Raw genomic sequence first — 15,066 nt, 5'->3', positions numbered from 1 at the left:
TTTCTAAGGGCTTTTCTTTTTGTAAAGTCGTATAATAGAGGTAAGAACAGTTGTGAGGTGCTCCCTATGTTTCACAAAGAAAAATCTGATTATAATCGCTGCCAATATGGCTTCTATACGATAGACGAATTGGTCCCAGAAGATCACTTTCTTCGCCAATTGGAAGCGGAGGTTGATTTTGACTTTATCTATGACTTGGTTGAAGAAACCTATAGCCCAGATCAGGGTCGTCCCAGTCTAGATCCCGTCATGTTGGTCAAAATTCCTTTGATTCAATGTTTTTATGGCATTCGCTCCATGCGCCAAACCATTAAAGACATAGAAGTAAACGTAGCTTATCGTTGGTTTCTTGGACTAAGCTTGGATGACAAGGTGCCTCATTTTACCACATATGGAAAGAATTACAGCCGTCGTTTTCAAGATAAAGCACTGATTACTGAGATATTTTCACACGTACTCCATCAAGCTTTATGTGCTGGTTTGATTGATCCTTCTGAGATATTTGTGGATGGAACCCATATTAAAGCGGCAGCCAACAGCCACAAGTATCATAAGGAAATGGTTGCCCAACAAGCTACATTTATGAGTGAGCAATTGGAAGTTGAGATTGATTTAGATAGGAGAAAACACGAAAAAAAGCCCTTAAAGCCCGCAAAAGAAAGCGAGGCTAAGGAAAAGAAAATCTCAAGGACAGATCCTGAGAGTGGTTGGTTCCACAAGGGGGAACACAAGGAAGTCTTTGCCTATTCTGCCCAAGTAGCGTGTGATAAGCATGGTTGGGCCTTGGCTTATACGGTTGAAGCAGGAAATGTTCATGATAGTCAGGCTTTCCCTGCCCTTTTTGCCAAGATTGAGCCTTTTCATCCAACCTATCTCATCGCAGATGCAGGTTATAAAACCCCAAGTATTGCAAAATTTTTGTTAGACAGAGAGATTACCCCTGTCTTCCCTTATACCCGCCCCAAGGGTGTAAAAGGGAACTTAAGGCCCAATGATTTTGTTTATGATTCCTATTATGACTGTTACCTCTGTCCAGAGAACCAAGTGTTAACCTATCGCACGACGACCCGAGCAGGCTACCGTGAGTATAAGAGTGATTCAACAGTATGTGTCGCCTGTCCCCTATTATCTGTTTGTACCCAGAGCCAGAATCAGCAGAAAGTCATCACAAGACATGTATGGAAAGATGCGCTTGAATGTTGTGAAGAGATTCGACACCAAAGAGGGATGAAGGAGCTCTATAAGAAGCGCAAAGAAACCATTGAGCGGCTCTTTGGGACAGCTAAAGAATACCACAACCTCCGTTATACAAGAGAGAAAGGCAAGTCCAAGATGGAAGATAAGGTTGGGCTTACTTTGGCGTGTTTGAATCTCAAAAAACTAGTAAAAATGAGGGTGGGGAAGCCTTTTTATTTTGTTCAAATGACCATTATGCTATCAAAAGATGAAATCAAAAGATGAAATTTTAGCCTGACAAACAGAAAAAGACAAACACTATTTGGAATGTTTGTCTACGGTCTGAAGCTTCCTAGTAAGGAAGCAACCCAAAGAACACTGGCTGGCATTGGTGCAACATTCATTTTGCTTTTGACCTTTGCTATGTTTTATAGGCCAGTTCAGCAACAAGATATTAACGTGAGAGAATTCAATGATAGGCCTAAAATAAATTTTGACTCATCAACGCCAACTACCTCAACTACTTCCTCTGAATCTTCTAGTTCGGACTCTTCTTCAACAGAGCAATCATCAACTGGAACAGAAGAAGATCAGACGAACCAATCTAACAGTGATACTGGTAGTTCATATCCTCACATATATGGTACAGATGATGAAGTCGTGAAAAAGGTTATAGATAAATCCGTGCAAGACTTGAAAGAAAAACAATCAGGTGAACAATCCGGAAACTAGAAGGAGGCAGAAATAAATGAGTGATGCTAGTTTGATAGCTCAAATCGATAGTGATAAAGCTAAGCGAGATAAGTATAAGAGAGTACGAAATTCGATTCAAAATCATGGATTAGATACGGATATTGATCTTAGTGTCTATCAGTATTATATAGAATTATCTGAAAAAGCTATTTCTAAGATTGATGGGAATGAAGGATATCATTATCTATCTAATCTAAAGTCTAAATTGGAGTCGGATAAAAAAACTGTAAAAGAGTATCTTGATTTTGTGAAAGATGCTAACTCATCTTTCAAAGACTTATATGTGACATTAGGAGAGAAAATCACAGATTTAGAAAAATCTATCAGCCGTAACAGGGCTGCTTATAATAAAGGAAAACCAATTTGGGAACAACTTTGGTGGTAAGAGGAGAAGCTTATGGATACAAATATAAATGCTATTGATAACAGCTATACTAGTAATGTGGTTACATATGATGATAGTCAGATAGAAACTGTAATAAGTGAATTAAATGAAATCAAAAGTCTTCTTTCAGATATTGATGCCGAAATATCTGGCCTTGAAGCAAATGAGACAGAATGGAAAGGTGAAAGTAAAAATCAATACTTGGACTTGAAAAGGTTTGTTAAATTATATAGGACTGATTATGGAAAGAGTATAAAAGAACTTCAAACAGCTGTATCAGGTCTTAAAAAATTGCTTGGTTCTATATCTAGTTCTCATGTAATAAAGGAGATTGATAACGCATGATATTTACGTTAGAAGCTTTATATACGTTACATTTATTTAATGATTATTCGGATGATTTAATATTTCTTCCGCTTCCGGCTCCAGCTGAATGGACAGGAACCCGAAAAGAAAATCTTTTATGGGTTTTGGAGAAGGGCTTTGAAGATTTAAAGGAGCTTGGGCTTATAGTTGACAATCAGCCAACAGAGGAATGCGCGATGTATGGAGCTTATTTGAAAGAGTATCATAATGCATCTTATCACTGTCAAGTTGATCAACGGTTTTTCTATGCTCCAGGGGTTGATCAGTTCAAGAGAATGGCAGTTATCATTATAGAAGTTGGTGAAAATCAATTTCAAATTGATCGTGCGGGATGTGCAGTTTTTCTAGCATTTTTGATGGAAAGTCATAACGTTTTACAAAATATTGATGACACCGTGAAAGATTATATCCACTCTCAATGGGAAGAAGAAGCTTTCATGAGCTTGGTGCTTCATCACGGAAATGATGAAGCTATTCGAATTCGAGTTAACGAATTGTCAAAAGATACGCAGGATATCATCTATTTAAAAAACGATAACCATCTTTATGAATATGATTTCTATAGGCAAATCCGACGGTCAATTGACAGTGATCAACTGAAAGAGCAAATTATAAAAAAATTGAAAGTGAGTCTTTAATATGCCAGTAGATATTAAATTAGTTCTGTCAGACCAAGAACAACTTATTTATCATAGTTTAAATATGGTCAATCTGGCTGGACAAATTGTTACAAAAATTCAAAGTGTTAGATCAAATCTTCCCAACCTTTCGTCTGAAGGCGCCTTTCACGATTTCATAGGAAAGAGTGATAGTAATGGTGGTTTATCCCGTTATCATCTTAAAGCACAAGAGTTTGAAACAATTTGTGAAGTACTCTATCGACATTCAAAAAATACCTATGATACGATGATTGATATGGACAAAGTATTAGCGACCTCAATTGCCAATCTAGTCTTGAACGATCCAACTGCAAAAGCAGAAGACAAGGAAGCTATTAAACGGGATCCAAAAGGATCTATTGACCAGATTAAGCGTAATTACCAAGAATATAGAAAGAGTCTTGAGGGAGGAGCACAGAAATGACAAAGTACTACTCTAATCAACCAGACTTTTCCACAGAAGCACCAGATCCAGCATATAATTATTTCAGCTCAATGAGTGATATCATGGATAATATCGAAGCTACTGGGAATACTGTAAAGTCTGAAGGTGTTGAAGACCTATATACCCAGAAGGGGGAAGCCGCCTTAGGTGTAAAAAAAGATAGTAGTATCTTCGACAAATCGATTCAGCGCATTTATAGTATGTTAAATAGCGCGAAGAAAGTCCACTCAGACATCATGCAAAATATTGACAATAAGTTCACCCGAGGAATGGATGATGCGTTTAAGAGTCTAAATAATGTCAATGGAGATAAAAAACCTTACGAGAGTAAATATACAAAAAAAGATACGATTAAATATAAGCAAGAAGCAGGTGCAAATGGTTTTGAACAGAGGGCTTATAATGATCCCCAACCGTACAAATTACACGAACTTTTAGATGGGAAGGCTAGTCCTATTGAGGCGGCAAAGGATGTTTATGAGACTCGCTTACAGGCAGCAAAAGCCTATCTAGCTCAAAAAGATAAGCTGACTGATAAAGAAATAAAAAATTTAGAAGGGAAAAGTGCAGAAGATATTGTTGAGGCGTATTTCCCAAGCAAAATACCTGATTATCAGGGGTTGAAAGCTAGTCGCTTTCAAGAAGAAAATAAGGATACTTTGCAGAAAGTTGATATTGGCTTAAAGGTTTTAGCCGGTTTAGCAGCAGCGGGAGGTATTATCTTTGCTCCTTTTACTTCTGGAGCATCTTTGACCCTAACTTATGCAAGTGGTGCCTATCTATTTGCGGACAATGCATACTCCGCGTGGACAGGTCAGACTATGATAACAGGCGATCGTCTTTCAACAGAGGATCGAGTTTGGGCTGGGATAGATGCAGCTACGACTTTGGCATCAATGGGCTCACTAGCTTATCTGACGAAGTTTGGCACATCGGGTCCAAACTTATTGAAGAATTTGGCAACATTAGGAAAGTATGCGGACGATGCCAATGATGTCTCAAAGGTTATCTATACAGCGGTAACAGATCAAGACTCAAGCACGGCACTTCAGAATTTAGTGATTGGGCAAGTCACTAGCTTTGGAGTAGGCAAGGCTGGTAATTACTTTGGTGGGAAGTTCGGCCGTGGAGGCACGCCAGACTTGGATGTGGACTTACCAGGCGGAAGCAGACCAGCAGGTGATTTTGATGTATCGAGCAAAGTTGGACAGCTACCCAAGCTGGATCCAGCTAATGTACGTTTGAGTAGTAGGCCAGATCTGCATCTGAAAGCCAGTTCAGCTGATATGAGCCTGGCTAAGCTGAAACCCCATCCAACAGTCAGCGTGGATGTACCGAAGGTCAAGCAGATATCAGGCGACGGCGCATTCAAGGCTGTTAGCGGAGTCAAGCCAGGTGATGTGGACGTACCGAAGGTGAAGCAAATTAGGGGTGATTATAATGATTATGTCGCTCATAAGACGAGCTTGGGAGAAGAACCACTCTCTATGTCAGATTGGAAGCTGAAAAATAACTTATCTGAACAAAATTTTTCTAACTATAGAGAGTTTTCAACTAAAAAGATTGATGACTTCAAGACAAATCTAAACGATGTCGAGACTAGGATAACCGTTGAGACGCGTAATGCGGCAGGTGAAATTCAACGTATCCAATTAAAAGCAGTCGGTGTAGATGAAACTGGAAAAATTCGCATTCAAGATTATACAACTGCAAAAGATGGTTTGTCCATTAAACGCCAAGATATTCTGGATAATCTATCGAAATATGGTGGTACTATCGTAGGTGAAGGAAAAGGGCGCTTTACAGGTGACACTAAAATTGAACCAGGAACTCGGATTGAGATTATTTCTCACAAAACATCGGATATTTCAATTGAGCATGTATCACCAGAAATCAAAAAGGCGACATTCGCAAAATTCGATGAACTTGCAAGTTGGGAAACAAGGTGGAATACAGCAGAGAAGCAAGCGGCATTTAAGGAAACTTTTGATACGTATGCGGAACGTGCTGTTAGAGAAGGGGCAGTCCCAAATAAAGAAACCTTTTATAAGATGTATGAGGCCAGACAGTACGATTATCCAGATGTATACAAAGAGGCTATTAAGCAGCCCTATTTAGAAGGTGGAGCTTCCTCTGTTGTAAACGGACAAAGTATAGAAGATTTCGTTTTTGGTGAAAAAGGTTCTTCTGTAGGACGTGTAACCCAAGATGGGATTGGCCAAGGAAACTTCACAACAAGTATTGTAGAAGATTCTGCCCTCTTGTATGATAAAAATGGAGCTCTGAAATCAGGTCATGAGATTGCGACAGTCAAAGGAGTTGGAGATGATACATACGATACAGGTATGTTTCAATATGAGTACAGTCCGGAACTTGTCAAGAATATGGATAAAAAGGGCTGGATACAATTTCCAAATGGTGATACGCCAGGTTCCTCATCCTTAAATATCCCGGGAGCCAAAACTTGGGCTGGATCTAACATTAATATGTCTGAGAGCGAACTGCTTATGCCGTCAATTGATATGAAGGGACATTCTTACGATGACTTTCTATCTGCGATTGAACGTCAAGGATACTATGAAATCAAAAATCCACGTGTCTATAAACCAGGCACTAATAAAATTGAGCAAGTGGAAGGAATTTTCAGAATAAATCAATGGAGTAAATAAATGCAGACATACAAATTGAAAAATAAAGAAAACTATCAAAATTTTGTAAAAGACTATCGTGAAATAATGAAGGAAGGGAAAGAAGCTGAAGTTTTTCTAGGGACCGAAGCTAAGTATCGTTTTCGACAACGAGATTCTTATGACGTGGATAGTACAGATATTGGAGTATTAATGGAATATTGCCTATATCCTTTGTATGTGGAAGGTGATAGGGATATAGCACGCAGAACCTTTGATATCTTAAAAGATTTTAGCTTATCGGTTGACCTAGTCAAACTAGATAAGGTAACTGATTATATTTCTATGCAAGGTAGTCGTTTAAGAAGATATACAAGCCTTCCCTTTGTTATTGAAACAGATGAATTGGTAAGAAATATTATAGAAAGCATTTCAAAATTATCAGATGAGCAGAAACGTACTTATACCTATGAAAGACTCTGTAATGTATTAGACCGTAGTCCATTATACAGACAGTGTGATGAAGAAAAGGTGGAGAAGATTCTTAAGGAGTTCAAGGAAAAATACTACAATCCACCAAAGGTAGTAGAAACCATTAAAACAGTTGAGGAAATTGAACTAGATGTTACAAGTATAGATGCTATAGGTGTCTCTGATGACCATCTAGAGTTGTTGCTGATTGATGAAAACAAATGGATAGAGTCATTAGAAGAGGACCATCTCTTGAAACTTCAAGAAAAACTCAATAACTATATCTACTTCCTCGAAAGCAAGCAGTATGTAGAACGATACGGTGATAAGTTTGACAAAAAAGTCATCCATATCACATTCCAGTATTCTCCATCTGATAACGGTTTAGCCTTTCTCGCAGCGGTTCAGAAGGTGTTACAACCTACAGATATGAGTTTGAAGGTAGAATTACCAGAGTAATAAAGGGAGCGGAAACGCTCTCTTTTTGTGGTATAATTGTACTAGGTTATGACGACTTTTGTGAAATAGGTAAAAATAGCGAGTTACTCATGCCGTCAATTGATATGAAGGGACATTCTTATGATGACTTTTTATCTACGATTAAACGCCAAGGGTATTATGAAATCAAAAATCCACGCGTCTATGAACCAGGCACTAATAACATTGAGCAAGTTGAAGGAATTTTCAGAATAAATCAATGGAGTAAATAAATGCAGACATATAAATTGAAAAATAAAGAAAACTATCAAAATTTTGTAAAAGACTATCGTGAAATAATGAAGGAAGGGAAAGAAGCTGAAGTTTTTCTAGGGACGGAAGCTAAGTATCGTTTTCGACAACGAGATTCTTATGAAGTGGATAGTACAGATATTGGAGTATTAATGGAATATTGCTTATATCCTTTGTATGTGGAAGGTGATAGGGATATAGCGCGCAGAACCTTTGAAATCTTGAAAGATTTTAGCTTATCGGTTGACCTAGTCAAATTAGATAAGGTAACAGATTATATTTCTATGCAAGGCAGTCGTTTAAGAAGATATACAAGCCTTCCCTTTGTTATTGAAACAGATGAGTTGGTAAGAAATATTATAGAAAGTATTTCAAAATTATCAGATGAGCAGAAACGTACTTATACCTATGAAAGACTATGTAATGTATTAGACCGTAGTCCATTATACAGACAGTGTGATGAAGAAAAGGTAGAGAAGATTCTTAAGGAATTCAAGGAAAAATACTACAATCCACCTAAAGTGGTAGAACCGATTAAAGAAGTTGAGAAAATTGAACTAGATGTTACAAGTATAGATGCTATAGGTGTCTCTGATGACCATCTAGAGTTGTTGTTGATTGATGAAAACAAATGGATTGAGTCATTAGAAGAGGAGCATCTCTTGAAACTTCAAGAAAAACTCAATAACTATATCTATTTCCTCGAAAGCAAACAGTATGTGAAACGATACGGCGATAACTTTGATAAAAAAGTCATTCATATCACATTCCAGTATTCTCCATCTGACAACGGTCTAGCCTTTTTAGCAGTTGTACAGAAGACATTACAGAATACAGATATGAGTTTGAAGGTAGAATTGCCTGATTAATCTAAAGAGAGTGAATTTTGAACCGCACCCCCAAAGTTAGACAGAAAAAATCTAACTTTGGGGGTGTTTTTAAATGAAATTAACTTATGAGGATAAAGTTCGAATCTATGAACTAAGAAAACAAAATTTTTCAACCCATATCCATCCCTAGCAGCTTATGCTATAATAGTCTATAGAAAGTCGAGGGAATGATGAAGAAAATATTATTGGTGGTTCTGGTGCAGGGCTTGGTTATCTTCGTGATTACTGGTCTGCTTTGTTATTTTATGCGGGGAGATTTTTTCTTCCGTGCTTTGGCGCCGATTTTTGGTCTGGCAGCGGGAGTTTTTCGCTTCGTGACGGCCATGGTGACAAAAGCATTTGCGCCTAGTCTCTATGAGGATCGCAAGAAAAAGGAATAATCTATAGAGTAGACAGTTGGTCTGGGGTCTTTGCCTCAGGCCTTTTGTCATAACTGTCAGCATTAGAAATAATGTGCTTTAATATTTTTCAGAAAAAGAACGGACAGAAGGGCTTTCTTAGGCTCTTTGTGGTAAAATAGTAACAGAATTAAAAATTTGGAGAGTAAAGATGAAACGTTCTATGTATGCTGGGCGTGTTCGCAAGGAGCATGTTGGTCAGGAAGTCACTTTGAAGGGCTGGGTTGCCCGCCGTCGGGATTTGGGCGGTCTGATTTTCATTGATTTGCGCGACCGCGAGGGCATTATGCAGCTGGTCATCAATCCTGAGACAGTGTCTGCAGAGGTCATGGCGACGGCAGAAAGTCTGCGCAGTGAGTTTGTGCTGGAGGTGACAGGTAAGGTGGCTGAGCGTGAGCAGGCCAATGACAAGCTGGCGACAGGAAGCGTGGAGCTGCATGTGGAAAGCCTGACTGTCTTAAATACAGCCAAGACGACTCCTTTTGAAATCAAAGACGGGATCGAGGTGAATGATGACACGCGCTTGCGCTACCGTTATCTGGACTTGCGCCGGCCAGAGATGCTGGAAAACTTTAAGCTCCGTGCCAAGGTGACCCACTCTATCCGCAACTATCTAGATGAGCTGGAGTTCCTTGATGTGGAAACGCCTTTCCTATCTAAGTCAACGCCAGAAGGGGCGCGTGATTACTTGGTGCCTAGTCGGGTTCATCAGGGGCACTTTTACGCTCTGCCACAGAGTCCGCAGATTACCAAGCAGCTCTTGATGAATGCTGGTTTTGATCGTTATTATCAGATTGTTAAGTGCTTCCGAGACGAGGACTTGCGTGGTGACCGTCAGCCAGAGTTTACTCAGGTAGACTTGGAGACTTCTTTCTTATCTGATCAAGAGATTCAGGACATTACAGAAGGCTTGATTGCTCGTGTTATGAAAGAGACCAAGGGTATTGAGGTGTCTCTACCTTTCCCACGTATGAAGTATGATGATGCCATGGCTCTTTATGGGGTTGACAAGCCTGATACCCGTTTTGAGATGTTGTTGCAAGACTTGACAGAGCTTGTCAAGGGAGTTGACTTCAAGGTCTTTTCAGAAGCTCCAGCTGTCAAGGCCATCGTCGTGAAAAATGCTGCAGATAAATACTCTCGTAAGGATATTGATAAGCTGACAGAGCAAGCGAAACAGCATGGTGCTAAAGGTCTTGCTTGGGTGAAAGTGGCTGATGGTGAGTTGACTGGTCCAGTTGCTAAGTTCTTGACAGACTTGACAAGTCAGTTGACAGAAGCTTTACAGCTTGAAAATAATGATTTAGTTCTCTTTGTAGCTGATATTTTAGAAGTGGCAAACGCTGCTTTGGGAGCTCTTCGTGTTCGTTTGGCTAAAGAGCTAGACTTGATTGACCCAGATACCTTTAACTACCTTTGGGTAGTGGATTGGCCCATGTTTGAATGGTCAGAAGAAGAGGGCCGCTACATGAGCGCCCACCATCCTTTTACCCTGCCTCAGAAAGATTCTGAGCAAGAGCTGGAAGGCGACCTGAGCAAGGTACGGGCTGTGGCTTATGATATCGTCCTCAATGGTTATGAGCTAGGTGGCGGCAGTCTTCGGATCAACCAGAAAGCCTTGCAGGAGCGGATGTTCAAGGCGCTTGGTTTCTCAGCTCAAGAAGCTGCCGAGCAGTTTGGCTTCCTTTTGGAAGCTATGGACTATGGCTTTCCACCGCATGGCGGATTAGCTCTGGGCTTGGACCGTTTTGTGATGCTCTTGGCTGGTGAAGAAAACATCCGCGAAGTCATTGCCTTTCCAAAGAACAACAAGGCCTCTGATCCAATGACGCAGGCACCTAGTCCAGTGTCGGCATCTCAACTAGAGGAATTAAGTTTACAAGTGGAAGCACATGAAGAAGACTAATTTTTACAAACTCTTTCGCTATCATGTCCGCAGGTTTGCTTATAATTTTAAGATTTTGCGGTCTTTAAAGAGTATCTCGCGTGAGAAGTACGATGAGAAGATTTCTGCCTCGCTTGTCTATGGCTTTTTGTCAGCTGTTGCAGTCAATTTCTTCTTTCAGCCGGGGCATGTCTATTCCAGCGGGGCGACTGGTCTAGCGCAGGTCATTACTGCCCTCAGTACTCGTTTCTTAGGTTTCACCATTCCGGTTTCTGTGACTTTTTATGCTATCAATATTCCGCTGATGATCTTGGCCTGGTACCAGATTGGGCATAAGTTTACCATTTTTACCTTTATCACGGTTACGATGAGCTCGCTTTTTATCCAATTTGTGCCGGAAGTGACCCTGACTGATAATCCTATTATCAACGCCCTTTTCGGGGGTGTGGTCATGGGAGCAGGGATTGGCTTTGCCCTTAAGTCCAGTATTTCCAGCGGTGGGACTGATATTGTCAGTCTGACTGTTCGGAAAAAAACAGGTCGGAATGTCGGGAATATTTCCTTGATTGTCAATGGCATTATTATGCTGATTGCGGGTCTGACCTTTGGCTGGGAATATGCGTTGTATTCCATGATTACTATTTTGTGTCTAGCCGAGTGACGGATGCGGTCTTTACCAAGCAGAAGCGCATGCAGGCTATGATTATCACCAGCCATCCGGATAGGGTGATTGATAAGATTCATAACAAGCTGCATCGCGGGGCGACAGTGATTCATGGCGCTGAGGGAACTTACAATCATGAGAAAAAAGCTGTTCTGGTGACGGTTATCACCCGAGCTGAGTTTAATGAATTCAAGCAAATCATGAAGCATACAGACCCAGCTGCCTTCGTCTCCGTTGCAGATAATGTCCATATCTTGGGACTCTTTGTTGAGGAGTGAAAATATTCATTAAGCTTGGGAATGCGAAGCAGTATAGTGTGGGAGTTTGTGCTTAAAACGAGCTTTTGTGATAGGAGATTAATATGCGGTAGGACAATAGTCCCACCGCTTTCTATTCTCTATTGTGGAGGGTGGAAATCTCAAGTAAGAAAGGATATACAAATGCAGGAGATCTTCAGACAATGACGACTTATAAAAAAATCATGAATATCGCCTTGCCGGCTATGGCGGAGAATTTTTTGCAGATGCTCATGGGAATGGTTGACAGCTATCTGGTGGCCAGTCTTGGGCTGATTGCCATCTCTGGTGTCTCGGTGGCCGGCAACATCATTACTATTTATCAGGCAATCTTTATCGCGCTGGGGGCTGCTATTTCCAGTCTCATCTCCAAGACTCTGGCTCAAGGAGACAAGGAGCGTCTGGCCTATCATATAGCTGAGGCTATCAAGCTGACGTTACTTCTGAGCCTTCTGTTGGGGCTGATTTCCCTGCTCTTTGGTAGGCAGATGCTGGATCTTCTGGGAACAGAAAAAGCGGTGGCTGAAGCAGGCGGTCTTTATCTGGCTCTGGTTGGCGGGACTATTGTCCTGCTAGGCTTGATGACTTCTTTTGGAGCTTTAGTGCGGGTCACGCGCAATCCTAGATTCCCCATGTATGTCAGTCTTCTGACCAATGTCCTCAATGCCCTCTTTTCCGGTCTGGGGATTTACATCTTTCGGCTTGGTATTGTCGGTGTAGCGCTGGGGACGGTGCTGGCTCGTTTGGTCGGTGTGCTGATTCTCTGGCGGGAGCTGGATTTGTCCACAATCCGCTGGCACTGGGGCTTGGATGGAGAGCTCTTGCGCCTGTCTCTGCCGGCTGCTGGAGAGCGGCTCATGATGCGGGCCGGTGATGTAGTTATTATCGCCATTGTGGTCGTCTTTGGGACGGATGCAGTAGCGGGGAATGCTATCGGTGAAGTTCTGACTCAGTTTAATTATATGCCAATCTTCGGGGTCGCGACAGCAACAGTCATGCTGGTAGGCCATGCGGTAGGTGAGGGAGATGTGCAAGAGGTCGGTCTGATTCGTCAGCGGACCTTCTGGCTGTCTTTTGCTTGCATGTTGCCCGTGGCTCTAGGAATCTTTGCTTTTGGTCGGCCGCTGACCTTGCTCTATACGGATAATAGCGGAGCTATCACAGCCAGTCTTTCGGTCATGCTTTTCTCCCTGCTGGGAACTCCCATGGCAGTCGGAACCGTGATTTACACAGCTATCTGGCAGGGTCTGGGCAATTCCAGACTGCCCTTTTATGCCACGACTGTTGGCATGTGGCTGATTCGCATTATTGCCGGTTACTTGCTGGGTGTGACCTTTGGCTTGGGTCTGCCAGGAGTCTGGACTGGGATGCTCTTGGACAATGGCTTCCGCTGGCTGTTTTTAAAGGTTTTATTTGACAGAAAAATGAGGGAAATCACATGACAAAAGCGTTTATTTGGGATTTGGACGGCACCTTGCTGGACTCCTACGATGCTATTTTGGCGGGGATTGAGGAAACCTATGCTTACTATGGTTTGGACTTTGACAGGGCTAGTACTCACAGCTATATCCTAAAGCACTCTGTGCAGAAGCTTTTGGAAAAAGTAGCGTTTGAGAAGGGGCTGGATGCTGCCGAGATGAATGCCTTTCGCGGAGCAAGTCTAAAGGAAAAGAATGCTCAGATCCATCTGATGAAAGGAGCTGCGGAGATACTGGCCTGGGCTGAAGAGCAGGGCATTGCCCAGTTCGTCTATACCCACAAGGGACTCAATGCTCATAAAATCTTAAAAGACTTGGGAATTCATGATTATTTTATAGAAATCATCACAACAGCCAACGGCTTTGAGCGCAAGCCCCACCCAGAAGGTGTCGATTATCTGCTTGAGAAATATGGCCTGGACAAGCAGGAAACCTACTATATCGGCGACCGGACGCTGGATGTGGATGTCGCCGTCAACAGTGGCATCCAGAGCATTAACTTCTGTGACTACCGACCAGAAATTAATCAGAAAATAGAGAAGCTGATGGATATCAAGCAATTATTTACAAGAGAAAAAGCAGACCAGAACTGATCTACTGTCAGTCTAGCCTGCTTTTTCTTTTACATATGCTCAATGTGAAGTTCTAGCAAGAACTCAAGAGCCTCGGGAGTGCAGTTTTCTTTTTCAATTGCGAAACCAGTGCTCTCCCCTATCAAGATATAAAAATCTTGCTTTGTCATAATGACCTTGACAATATCATCATAGGTATAGTGAAATTCTCCGCGTTTGCTTTTCACAGAAAATTTATCTTTCTCAAATATAAGAGTTTGCTCCATATTCTTCCAGAAAGGAGTTTTTTGATAGGCTTTCTTTATCTGAAAGTTCATTCCAAAATACATTGCTGAGAATGTCACCAAAGATATAAATAGCACGGTAAAGAAAGAAAAACGCTTCAGGTTATCAGGTAGGAAGGTTAGATAGAGAGACAGGATTCCTATTAAAATGATAATATTTAGCAAAAATCTTTTCCCGCGTAAGAAAACAGACCAAGCAAATCGCTGATACACTTCCTCAGTCACAAGAGTTGTAATACGGATTGGAAACATCTTTTACCTCCAGTTTTTATTATTATACCATAGAAGAGCGATAAGATTTAGCCGAGCCTTGCTACGCGATACGATACCAAGCAAGATTGGTCTCTTTATAGGAGGTTAGTGATTATTGCGTCTTTATCTAAAACTAGCACATCTGGCATGGAAAGATTATGCCAGAAGTTATAATCAATGTTAGAGTCAAATGTACTTAGTAAAATGCAGATAAGATTGCCATGGGAGCTAAGGATAATCTCTTCGTTTTGATGTTTGCTTTCCAGTTCATGAAGAAGAGTTAAGGCTCGCTGTTGAGCTTGTTGATTAGACTCGCCACCAACAAGTGAAAATGTTGGACGTGACCAAAGTTTCATGAGGGCTTCTTCAAAGTCTTGGTCGGCAATCGCTTGACTGCTTAGCTTTCGCTCTATTAGCCGTTTGTCGGTTTGAATAGTGAGTTTCAGACTCTGAGCCAAAGGCTCAACCGTTTGGATGGCTCTTTGATAGGGGCTGGAATAAATGGCGGTAATAGGTTTGTCTGCTAAAAAGTCAAGTTGTGCCAAGGCTTCTAGGCCTTTATCTGATAATGGTCTATTGATTTCATCAGGTGTATAGTTAGAATGCGCATGACGGATAAAATAGTAAGTGTTGTTCATAAGATGATTATAGCAAAATTTAAATCTCAATTCATTTTCTACCTATTTTCCACGCCGCCTTTTCTGTCTTTGTCCGTCTTTCGTGTTATAATAAACCT

14 protein-coding genes and 2 pseudogenes are annotated in these 15,066 nt (G+C 41.2%); 14 read left to right on the top strand and 2 right to left on the bottom strand.

Annotated elements, in window-relative coordinates:
• Positions 1-66: 66 nt before the first annotated feature.
• The 14 genes and pseudogenes from FFV08_11420 to FFV08_11355 all read left to right on the top strand — a co-directional run bounded on the left by FFV08_11420 (position 67) and on the right by FFV08_11355 (position 13,815).
• Positions 67-1,461: an IS1182 family transposase gene (locus tag FFV08_11420; GenBank protein ID QLB53130.1), complete on the top strand. Its 1,395-nt coding sequence runs from the start codon at positions 67-69 to the stop codon at positions 1,459-1,461.
• Positions 1,462-1,515: 54 nt separating this feature from the next.
• A pseudogene (locus FFV08_11415) lies at positions 1,516-1,908 on the top strand (hypothetical protein).
• Positions 1,909-1,924: 16 nt separating this feature from the next.
• Positions 1,925-2,314, top strand: a complete 390-nt coding sequence (locus tag FFV08_11410) for a hypothetical protein (GenBank protein ID QLB53129.1) — start codon at positions 1,925-1,927, stop codon at positions 2,312-2,314.
• 12 nt (positions 2,315-2,326) lie between these two features.
• Positions 2,327-2,659, top strand: coding sequence for a hypothetical protein (locus FFV08_11405; GenBank protein QLB53128.1), 333 nt, complete (start codon positions 2,327-2,329; stop codon positions 2,657-2,659).
• A complete protein-coding gene (locus FFV08_11400) occupies positions 2,656-3,318 on the top strand; it encodes a hypothetical protein (GenBank protein ID QLB53127.1) in 663 nt (220 codons plus the stop codon). The genes FFV08_11405 and FFV08_11400 overlap by 4 nt, the downstream gene beginning before the upstream one ends.
• A gap of 1 nt (position 3,319) precedes the next feature.
• Complete coding sequence (locus FFV08_11395; protein QLB53126.1) at positions 3,320-3,763, top strand: hypothetical protein; 444 nt, start codon at positions 3,320-3,322, stop codon at positions 3,761-3,763.
• The gene (locus FFV08_11390) at positions 3,760-6,453 is read left to right on the top strand and encodes a hypothetical protein (GenBank protein ID QLB53125.1); all 2,694 of its coding nucleotides are present in this window, start codon (positions 3,760-3,762) and stop codon (positions 6,451-6,453) included. Before FFV08_11395 ends, FFV08_11390 begins: the two co-directional genes overlap by 4 nt.
• A complete protein-coding gene (locus FFV08_11385; GenBank protein QLB53124.1) occupies positions 6,454-7,341 on the top strand; it encodes a hypothetical protein in 888 nt (295 codons plus the stop codon).
• Between the two features lie 251 nt (positions 7,342-7,592).
• Positions 7,593-8,480 (top strand): hypothetical protein, encoded by an 888-nt coding sequence (locus tag FFV08_11380; protein QLB53123.1) that lies wholly within the window; start codon positions 7,593-7,595, stop codon positions 8,478-8,480.
• Between the two features lie 188 nt (positions 8,481-8,668).
• Positions 8,669-8,881: a hypothetical protein gene (locus FFV08_11375; GenBank protein ID QLB53122.1), complete on the top strand. Its 213-nt coding sequence runs from the start codon at positions 8,669-8,671 to the stop codon at positions 8,879-8,881.
• Between the two features lie 169 nt (positions 8,882-9,050).
• The gene (aspS, locus tag FFV08_11370; protein QLB53121.1) at positions 9,051-10,805 is read left to right on the top strand and encodes an aspartate--tRNA ligase; all 1,755 of its coding nucleotides are present in this window, start codon (positions 9,051-9,053) and stop codon (positions 10,803-10,805) included.
• Positions 10,792-11,726: pseudogene (locus tag FFV08_11365) on the top strand (YitT family protein). The gene aspS and the pseudogene FFV08_11365 overlap by 14 nt, the downstream one beginning before the upstream one ends.
• Before the next feature lie 182 nt (positions 11,727-11,908).
• Positions 11,909-13,186, top strand: coding sequence for an MATE family efflux transporter (locus FFV08_11360; GenBank protein QLB53120.1), 1,278 nt, complete (start codon positions 11,909-11,911; stop codon positions 13,184-13,186).
• Entirely contained in the window at positions 13,183-13,815 is a 633-nt protein-coding gene (locus tag FFV08_11355; protein ID QLB53119.1) for an HAD family hydrolase, read from the top strand. The genes FFV08_11360 and FFV08_11355 overlap by 4 nt, the downstream gene beginning before the upstream one ends.
• 29 nt (positions 13,816-13,844) lie before the next feature.
• Here the strand turns inward: FFV08_11355 and FFV08_11350 are convergent, their stop codons facing one another.
• Both FFV08_11350 and FFV08_11345 read right to left on the bottom strand, forming a co-directional pair.
• The gene (locus tag FFV08_11350; protein ID QLB53118.1) at positions 13,845-14,330 is read right to left on the bottom strand and encodes a YcxB family protein; all 486 of its coding nucleotides are present in this window, start codon (positions 14,328-14,330) and stop codon (positions 13,845-13,847) included.
• Between the two features lie 95 nt (positions 14,331-14,425).
• Complete coding sequence (locus FFV08_11345; protein ID QLB53306.1) at positions 14,426-14,968, bottom strand: histidine phosphatase family protein; 543 nt, start codon at positions 14,966-14,968, stop codon at positions 14,426-14,428.
• Between the last annotated feature and the right edge of the window lie 98 nt (positions 14,969-15,066).

The sequence above is a fragment of the Streptococcus sanguinis genome (genome assembly GCA_013378335.1).
In the GTDB taxonomy this organism is placed as follows: Bacteria; Bacillota; Bacilli; order Lactobacillales; family Streptococcaceae; genus Streptococcus; species Streptococcus sanguinis_I.
Note: the sequence above shows the minus strand (reverse complement) of the source record. Positions and strands in the feature narration are given on the sequence as shown.

Bases quoted from the DNA above. Each gene is read 5' to 3' on its own strand.
- FFV08_11400 (QLB53127.1), top strand. From the start codon at position 2,656: ATGATATTTACGTTAGAAGCTTTATATACGTTACATTTATTTAATGAT.
- FFV08_11345 (QLB53306.1), bottom strand. From the start codon at position 14,968: ATGAACAACACTTACTATTTTATCCGTCATGCGCATTCTAACTATACA.
- FFV08_11410 (QLB53129.1), top strand. From the start codon at position 1,925: ATGAGTGATGCTAGTTTGATAGCTCAAATCGATAGTGATAAAGCTAAG.
- FFV08_11360 (QLB53120.1), top strand. From the start codon at position 11,909: ATGACGACTTATAAAAAAATCATGAATATCGCCTTGCCGGCTATGGCG.
- FFV08_11355 (QLB53119.1), top strand. From the start codon at position 13,183: ATGACAAAAGCGTTTATTTGGGATTTGGACGGCACCTTGCTGGACTCC.
- FFV08_11380 (QLB53123.1), top strand. From the start codon at position 7,593: ATGCAGACATATAAATTGAAAAATAAAGAAAACTATCAAAATTTTGTA.
- FFV08_11385 (QLB53124.1), top strand. From the start codon at position 6,454: ATGCAGACATACAAATTGAAAAATAAAGAAAACTATCAAAATTTTGTA.
- FFV08_11395 (QLB53126.1), top strand. From the start codon at position 3,320: ATGCCAGTAGATATTAAATTAGTTCTGTCAGACCAAGAACAACTTATT.
- FFV08_11420 (QLB53130.1), top strand. From the start codon at position 67: ATGTTTCACAAAGAAAAATCTGATTATAATCGCTGCCAATATGGCTTC.
- FFV08_11405 (QLB53128.1), top strand. From the start codon at position 2,327: ATGGATACAAATATAAATGCTATTGATAACAGCTATACTAGTAATGTG.
- FFV08_11350 (QLB53118.1), bottom strand. From the start codon at position 14,330: ATGTTTCCAATCCGTATTACAACTCTTGTGACTGAGGAAGTGTATCAG.
- FFV08_11375 (QLB53122.1), top strand. From the start codon at position 8,669: ATGATGAAGAAAATATTATTGGTGGTTCTGGTGCAGGGCTTGGTTATC.
- FFV08_11390 (QLB53125.1), top strand. From the start codon at position 3,760: ATGACAAAGTACTACTCTAATCAACCAGACTTTTCCACAGAAGCACCA.
- aspS (QLB53121.1), top strand. From the start codon at position 9,051: ATGAAACGTTCTATGTATGCTGGGCGTGTTCGCAAGGAGCATGTTGGT.